2 protein-coding genes and 1 pseudogene are annotated in these 2,198 nt (G+C 65.1%); 1 reads left to right on the top strand and 2 read right to left on the bottom strand.

Features of this window, described 5'->3' with window-relative positions:
- Positions 1-110: 110 nt before the first annotated feature.
- Positions 111-305, bottom strand: a complete 195-nt coding sequence (locus ACFU8Q_RS41125; RefSeq protein ID WP_384465233.1) for a hypothetical protein — start codon at positions 303-305, stop codon at positions 111-113.
- 480 nt (positions 306-785) lie between these two features.
- Here ACFU8Q_RS41125 and ACFU8Q_RS41120 point away from each other — a divergent pair, with 480 nt between their 5' ends.
- On the top strand, positions 786-1,940 hold the full coding sequence (locus tag ACFU8Q_RS41120; protein ID WP_384465230.1) for an acyltransferase family protein: 1,155 nt from the start codon (positions 786-788) through the stop codon (positions 1,938-1,940).
- Positions 1,941-1,950: 10 nt separating this feature from the next.
- Here the strand turns inward: ACFU8Q_RS41120 and ACFU8Q_RS41115 are convergent.
- Positions 1,951-2,198 (bottom strand): annotated as a pseudogene (locus ACFU8Q_RS41115) (phosphohydrolase); the annotation flags it as partial.

The following is a 2,198-nucleotide window of genomic DNA, read 5'->3' as shown; positions in this document are numbered from 1 at the left end:
GGTCCGACGAATTGCTCGTCGGACCGGGCCCTTCGCGTTCCGCTCGTGCCTCCTGCCGGCTGCGCGCCGGGGCGCGTGGCGGGCAGGGGAGGAACCGGACCTGGACCGGATCAGAAGGTGATCTGGTTGATGCTCTCCGCTATCGAGTTCATGAACTTGCTGATCGACGGCGCCATGCCGGTCGATGCCAGGAAGAAGCCGAAGAGCACCGCGACGATCGCGGGTCCTGCCTTGATGGAGCCACCTCGGATCAGGACCACCAGGATGATCGCCAACAGAAGCACCACAGACAGTGAAATGGCCACGACTGATCACACCCTTGGTCGGTCCGCCTTGCCGGCCCGGAGATGTGCGGCCGAGCACTCCTCCGTTCCGTCCATCGTGCCACCAACTCCCCTGTGCCGGCTGCCAGGTGACGGGCCGAAGTGATGGGATCGCGCCATCCTTGCGCCCCGCGTGCGCCCGGGGGCGCACGGTCGCACGAGGGGGGCGTCACAGGTCCCGCCCTTGCTCCGCGCACCTGTGAGCGATCTGTGAATAAAACAATCACAACGGCGCGCAACTGTGACGGTTTCCATACCCGCACACTTCATTCACATGCAATTCCAAGGCCCCAGTGCAGTGAAATTCACTCCCTCCAACCACTCGTCGATATGCCCCATTTAATGGGGATGAAACTGGGCATAGCGGCCAGTTCTTGGTGGTTTCGTTTTTGATTGGACGCGAACACTCAATATCCGTGCGCGGTTTTACGCATGGCAATCGAGGCGTCTAAGGTGCTTTAGATGTTCCACGCTCCGAACGTATTTCAGAGGGCCCCGCTCGCATCGGCGACCCGGGAGTCGGAGCCCAGACGCCAAGGGACGACGACCGTTACGGCGGCGCCCCCCGCACCGGTGGCGAACAAGCCTCCGGCGGGTGCGCCGGCGAAGAAGCGTGACGCCTACTTCGACAACGTCAAATATCTGGCCATCGTGCTCGTCGCGGTGGCGCACGCGTGGGAACCGGTGATGGACGGCAGCCGGACCACCCGTGCGCTGTACATGGTGGCGTACACCTTTCACATGCCGGCGTTCATCATCATCTCCGGCTATTTCTCCCGCTCGTTCGATCTCTCCGCCGCCAAGGTGAAACGCCTGGTCACCGGCGTCGCCGTGCCCTATGTGGTGTTCGAGACGGCGTATTCACTGTTCAAGCGGTACGCGGACGGCTCGCCGGATCAGCCGATCAGCCTGCTCGACCCCTGGTATCTCACCTGGTTCCTGGCCGCGCTGTTCATCTGGCGGCTCACCACACCGCTGTGGCAGGCCCTGCGCCATCCGCTGCCGGTGGCGCTCGTCATCGCCGTACTCGCCTCGCTCTCCCCGACGATCGGCGATGATCTCGATCTCCAGCGGGTTCTGCAGTTCCTGCCGTTCTTCGTGCTGGGACTCCAGCTGAAACCCGAGCATTTCCAGCTGATCCGCCGGCGTGAGGTGCGGATGCTCGCGCTGCCGCTGTTCGCCGGGGCCCTGGTCTTCGCGTACTGGGCGGCGCCGCGGATGCAGCTGGGCTGGTTCTACCGCAGCAACAGCGCGCAGGAGATGGGCGCACCGTGGTGGTCCGGTGCCGTGATGACGTTGGCGATGTTCGGCTGCGCGCTCCTGCTCACCATCGGGTTCCTGTCCTGGGTGCCGCGCCGCCACATGTGGTTCACCGTGCTCGGCGCCGGGACGATCTGCGGCTATCTGCTGCACGGATTCCTGATCAAGGGTGCCGGATACGCCGGGGTGTTCGACATCTACGAGTGGCTCTCGGCGCCCGCCGGTCTGGTCCTCGTCTCCCTGGTCGCGGCCGCCGCGGTGACGCTGATGTGTACGCCACCGGTACGCAGAGTGCTGCGCGTGGTGACCGAGCCGGAGATGAACTGGGCGTTCCGGCGGGACGTGGTCGGGCGCTGATCCGGGTGGTTCAGTCCGTCGCCGTGTTGGCTTGAACCGATTGCTCGGCGGGCGATTCACCTGGGGTGAGCCCGAGCAACCGTCGTACCTGCGCATACTTCTCGGCCAGTCGGGTACGGGTCGCCGGTTCCAGGACGGCGAGGCGGGCCGGATCGGCGTTGTGTGCCAGGTCGGACTCCTTGATCAGCAGGGCGCCCGGGGTGTCGAGGATGCGCCGGGTGTACGAACCGAGGTCCTCGCCGTCACGTTTGGTGACGG

The sequence above is a fragment of the Streptomyces sp. NPDC057543 genome (assembly GCF_042801895.1).
In the GTDB taxonomy this organism is placed as follows: Bacteria; Actinomycetota; Actinomycetes; order Streptomycetales; family Streptomycetaceae; genus Streptomyces.
Note: the sequence above shows the minus strand (reverse complement) of the source record. Positions and strands in the feature narration are given on the sequence as shown.